We start from the raw sequence: 5503 nt of genomic DNA on the forward strand, positions 1-5503 counted from the left end.
CACTTCCAGTAAATAACAGCAAAAGTCATTGGCATCTAACTCAGCAAAATTAAACAAGTAATCTGTCATCGCTTGCATATCGCCTTGCAGTGGCGTGCCATTTGGCACAATTTTTAACTCAGGGAATTCCGGCAGTTTTTCAGTCCACATATCATCGGCGCGTAATTTGCCTTCTTCTACCTTTTGATTGCCTGCATAACAGCCTACATTTACTAGGCTTTGCATTGCCAATTTCTTTTCTAAAAACACCAGCATAAACAGCTTTTTAGTGGGTGTTTTAATAGAGATACTGGTTGAGCTGCAATTGCTGGATGAATTAAGCGGATTCGATAGTTCATCAGGGTTACTAAATAAAAAAGTGGCATCAAACTGTGTGCTTTCCGGTAGGTTATTAAACACAATACCTGAATTACTCGCAGAGTAGCTCGAATACGCATCAATTAACCCGGGCGTTGAAAACTCTTCTACCACACCCACCTGAAATGCCCCTTTTTGTACCCGAGAATCACCGCAAATTGACTCTGGCGATGTAAAGTTTTCAGGTTGCGGATGCGAATAAAATTGAATAAACGGCTGCGCTTCAATAGCGCGCGAAATCCCTTTTTTGGAAATCAACGCAACTTCATGTAAATATTGGGTATTAAGCTCGTTCTCGCGCAAAATGTAACAGGCAAATAAACTATCTATAGAGCTACCTAATAACTGCTTTGACGCCAAAAAATGTTGCTCGCGTTTTTCATTTGATGTGAGCGCCCCGTGATTTGCTTTGTTTTTAACAACACTGCTTCCCAACAAACGCTTTAGTTCAGCATGGCTGCGCGCGTATTTATTAAGAACAGAAGCAAACGCTTCAACGGCTTTTTGCGCCTCTAACAACGCGCTATTTTCAATATTTTGCTGCGCCGCTTTATGTAAAAACTCTTCTAAGCCAGCAATTCCAGGGAATAAACACAAGGCATCTTTGCCGTCTTTACTTTTATTGATGCCTTCTAAAATGCGCTGACAGTTTGAACGGTTAAAATCAAGCCACCGTGACATACCATTTATCGAACTGGCCGATTGTGGAAAATGTAACACCACTTGCCTAAGTACGCTTTTTAAATTGTCGCCTGTTCGATTTAATAAAATCAGATCTTCTTTTTCTAATGTCATTATTATTAATAATAAAAATGTTAATACCCTAATAATCTACCACGAGCTTTGTGACCATTCACCTTTAATCATTTAAACCGTAGCGATTAAAAATAAAGCAAGCAGATGCTACGTTGTCGCAAATTGCAAAACATTTAGCTATGCTGCTTGCAAAGAAGTCTGAAAAAAAGTGCCGATGCACTTTTATTTTGGGAAAAAGCATGACAAGCAATTCGCGTAAAACAGCATTTAATTTAAACAGCAAGGTATCTGGCAGTCTCGACCTATACAATCAAGTGCCCTATCGTATTGCCATCGCAAGTAACTTACTTGCACTCGATAGAGACGCCAACGTAAAACACATCACTCACTTAGATACACGCGCCATTCGCGTACTATTAAATATTGGCTCGTATGGCCCAATTAATGCGGCCGATATTGCTTACCAAACAAGGCTCGACCCTTACTCTGTTACACGCGCAATCAATGGGCTGTTAAAAGAAGAGCTTATTCAAGCCTCAAACGACCATACCACTAGCCGCAGTAAATTTGTTGAATTAAGCGAAGCTGGTACACCTATTTACCAAAATATTGCTAATTATATGGCCAAGCGCTGTGAAGATGTGCTGGATGGCATTAGTGATGACGAGCAAACACTGTTAATGACAGTACTTGAGAAAATTGAGCTCAACACCGAGCGCATGCTGGCAGAAAACGCGCAAACACTTAAAGACAATGGCGGCACACCCACGCGTGACCAAAGTGAACAAATTCGTTGGTTTAAACGCACAAAAGCAATCGAAATAAAGTAACCCCCATAAAGTAACCAAAGTAAGGAAATACCATGATCCGACTCGTTAACAGGGAAAGTTTAGCTGGCATACAAAGCTAACATTCTGTTTAGTGTAGAAAATACTGTTGGCTTTTACTTCTACCTCACTTACTCTAGCTAACAAAGGTTTGCCCTTTTTATCAGACGAACGCCTTTTAAAACGCAGCATTGTGAACTCAAAAGGCGGAAAATCGCTCACTTGCAAACACAGAATAGGGATATACATTTTGACATTGAATACTTTTATTCCGCTCGTACTACTTTTTGCTACAACTGCTGTTAATGCCATTGTGATCAGACACGATGTAGACGATAAAAATTACCTAGCGCTTGGCGAGCAATATTCACCGTCTGTTGCATATGTTGCTGGCTGCGCCGCAACCGTAATCAATAACAACTGGCTATTAACCGCAGCGCACTGCGTAGCAGGTAAAGAAAGTTATACTTTTACCGCGCGGCATATCAACAGCCAATACCGCGTCGCAAAAATTGTTATCCACCCCAAATTTAAACGCGCAAATGACGAATTTTATGATGCAGCGCTGGTTCAATTAAAAGATCCCCTAAAAAACGCAAAACCAGCGGCTCTAAATCAGCAAAAAAATGAAGTTGGCCAACAGGTTATTTTTGTTGGCAGAGGCACTTTTGGCAACGGACAAGATGGCCTTATTCGAGATGATACTAAGCAGCGAGGCGCTACAAATACGGTAGCAAGTGCTAATGAGCATGTGATTGGCTTTACTTTTAATAAACCCGAAACGGCTACCCAGTTTGAAGGCATCAGCTCGCGCGGTGACAGTGGCGGCCCTGCATTTGTTATTGTTGATAACACACCAATTGTGATTGGCATAAGCTCGTATCAGGTTGGCAATGGCATTGCTGAGGGGCGCTACGGCGTTAGCGAATATTACACCCGAGTGTCGTCTATTTACCCTTGGCTACAAGGTATTATCGAAAGTACAGCAACGGCTTTAGTGCCAAATCACCCGCTGATAGATGCGGTGAAAAATAATGAGTTAAGCGCGCTTAATAAAACAATTACTGAATCTACACTCAATCAACACGCCGTAATCACCGAGGCTTTTTATCAATCGGTAATACTAAACCGTGTTCAAATGGCAAAAACCTTGATTGACCATGGCGCGAAATTTGAAAATGTCGTCATCAATAAGGATTCATTGTTTGTATTTGCGTTAATAAACAACAAGCACGACTATTTTCGCATGCTACAAAATACCACAAGCAACAAAACCCAACTGCATAATTCAAACAGCACCGTTCTGCCATTATTTATTTCAAGCTTTCGTAAAGACCCTTATTTATTGGAAGGAGCGAAGCTACTAATACAACAAGGCGCAAACTTAAATGCCCAAACAAAGGCTGGCGATACCGCATTAATACTTGCAGGCTGGAGCACCAACAACTTTGAATTAGTAAAATTATTGGTAGCAAACGGTGCCGATTTAAATATCGCGAATAATAACGGCGACACACCCATAATTGATGCCGCGTACTTAGGCAAAATTGAAAATTTGCGTTATTTACTTAAAAACGGTGCGGACAAATCACGCAAAAATAAACATGGCAACACCGCGTTAGACGTTGCTGAAAATAAAAACAATGAATTGGCTATTGCATTATTAAGTGCCAAGTTGCCTAAGCAGTAAAAACATATTTTAAATAAGCAAGCTTACATACTTTAACCAATTACGAAAAACGGCACGTTATGTAACATCCACTAGGATTCAATTATCTAACCAATAACTGTAATACTTTGTTATATTTAAATAATTTTTTCACCATTAAACTACAAGGATCGTGAATGAATAAGTTGTTAATTTTTCTTTCATTACTACTTTTCATACAAGCAACGAATGTCAACGCTGTTACACCTGCTCAGGAAAAGATCGCCAGAACTGAATATCCTACTAATACACTTTATAAAATTTGGCTAGACCAGCAAAAAGACGAAAGCGCTGCACTTCAGTTTTACAATACGATTCCTGAAAAGCACATCATTGAAGTTAACAAGGATTTAGCAAATACAGTGACAGTGACTTATTTTGCCAAAGGGAGCGATAATACAGACTATATCATGCTGTCTGGAGGTCCCGACTTTTATGGACTGAGGTTTAAGCGAATAGGCAGTAGTCAAATTTATTTTTGCACACAGACAATTCCCAGTGACGCATGGTTTGCTTATGGTGTGAACGAATTTAAACGAACAAAAGTTAACGGCTCAATTGGTCTTGATAAAACTTCTGTAGAGCATATCTATGATGGTGCTGTGATTGGCCCAGACGCACCACTGTCTGAGTATATCCTTAATAGGAAAAGCATACCAAAAGGTAGCATGCGTGATTTTTCTTTCGAAAGTAAATTCATGGATGAGAAACGCGACATTAAGATCTATTTACCAGCTGTCTATAACCAAAACGTTGCACACAACCTCGTTTTCCAATTTGACGGCCAAAACTACTCAACCGACCCTGAAAACGGTCCAGCCTGGCATGGATGGACACCCCTGCCAACAATTTTAGATAACTTAATTCATGAAAAAGAGATAGGACCTACCATCGTAATTTTTGTCCTTAATCAGGGAAATCGTTCAAAAGATTTGATTAGCGAGCTGATGACTAATTTCATCGCGTTAGAGTTACTTCCCTGGATTAAGGAGAAGTACACCATCACAACAGACCCAAAAAGAGTTGTAGTATCAGGACCTAGCCGAGCTGGTTTTGCAGCAATGTATACTGCATATCGTCACTCCAATCTGATTGGATCAGTGCTTTCGCAATCAGGCTCTTTTTACTATACATTGAATGAGCACAAAAATTGGCCTATCTACCCTGAATTCGAAGGAACGCTTGTTTCGAGCTACAAGCAGTCGCCCAAAAAAGATATTCAGTTTTATATGGATGTGGGATTGTATGACCTCGGTTTGGCTGCTGTTGGTACTAATCGTCAGCTTAGAGACGTGTTGGAATTAAAGGGCTATCAAGTCGAATACTATCAGTATAAAGGAGGACACTCCCATTTGGGCTGGCGACACACGATAGCGAAAGGCCTCAAATCGTTAATAGGCCAAGGAATTACTAACACATATGGACCTTCTCCGGTCAAGTAAGCATAACGATTCTTTTTAGCTTCTTTTAAGCAGCTAATTTGTATTGGCAATCGTTTACGGCAAACACATATAGGGGCGTTACGCAGTAATCTCTTATCGCGATCTCATCGCTGCCTAAATCAGTCGATACAACTTATTGTTTAGGGCCACTAGACATTTATCGGTTAACCTTAATCTGGCGCTACTCAAGGGGATGGCTCATTCGTCCAGTTAGTTAAAGGCTCAGCTAAGGTGTAAACGATTCAACTCATTGCTTAAATTAATGCGCACCAATGGGGTGTCTAATCAAGGCCAAATAGCTTATTACTGCGACAACACTTACCTATATCATTCAGCTGTTACTGACTTAAACACAAATAATACATGGTTGTTCATGCTTACCTAGTTAGGTGTAGATCTCTCCCCACTATGCA

Annotated in this window: 4 protein-coding genes; 3 read left to right on the top strand and 1 reads right to left on the bottom strand. The window is 40.4% G+C overall.

Features of this window, described 5'->3' with window-relative positions:
* Nucleotides 1–1152 (bottom strand): hypothetical protein (locus ABYD77_RS17330; protein ID WP_372771344.1); only part of this gene is annotated, 1152 nt, incomplete at its 3' end.
* 200 nt (nt 1153–1352) lie between these two features.
* Here ABYD77_RS17330 and ABYD77_RS17335 point away from each other — a divergent pair.
* The 3 genes from ABYD77_RS17335 to ABYD77_RS17345 all read left to right on the top strand — a co-directional run bounded on the left by ABYD77_RS17335 (nt 1353) and on the right by ABYD77_RS17345 (nt 5090).
* On the top strand, nt 1353–1943 hold the full coding sequence (locus ABYD77_RS17335) for a MarR family winged helix-turn-helix transcriptional regulator (protein WP_372771346.1): 591 nt from the start codon (nt 1353–1355) through the stop codon (nt 1941–1943).
* Between the two features lie 247 nt (nt 1944–2190).
* Nucleotides 2191–3630 carry an ankyrin repeat domain-containing protein gene (locus ABYD77_RS17340; RefSeq protein WP_372771347.1) on the top strand — a complete coding sequence of 480 codons (1440 nt, stop codon included), beginning with the start codon at nt 2191–2193 and terminating at the stop codon, nt 3628–3630.
* A 155-nt stretch (nt 3631–3785) separates the two neighbouring features.
* Nucleotides 3786–5090 carry an alpha/beta hydrolase gene (locus ABYD77_RS17345; RefSeq protein WP_372771348.1) on the top strand — a complete coding sequence of 435 codons (1305 nt, stop codon included), beginning with the start codon at nt 3786–3788 and terminating at the stop codon, nt 5088–5090.
* The last annotated feature ends 413 nt before the right edge of the window (nt 5091–5503 follow it).

The organism is Pseudoalteromonas sp., from assembly GCF_041629635.1.
Classification (GTDB): Bacteria; Pseudomonadota; Gammaproteobacteria; order Enterobacterales; family Alteromonadaceae; genus Pseudoalteromonas.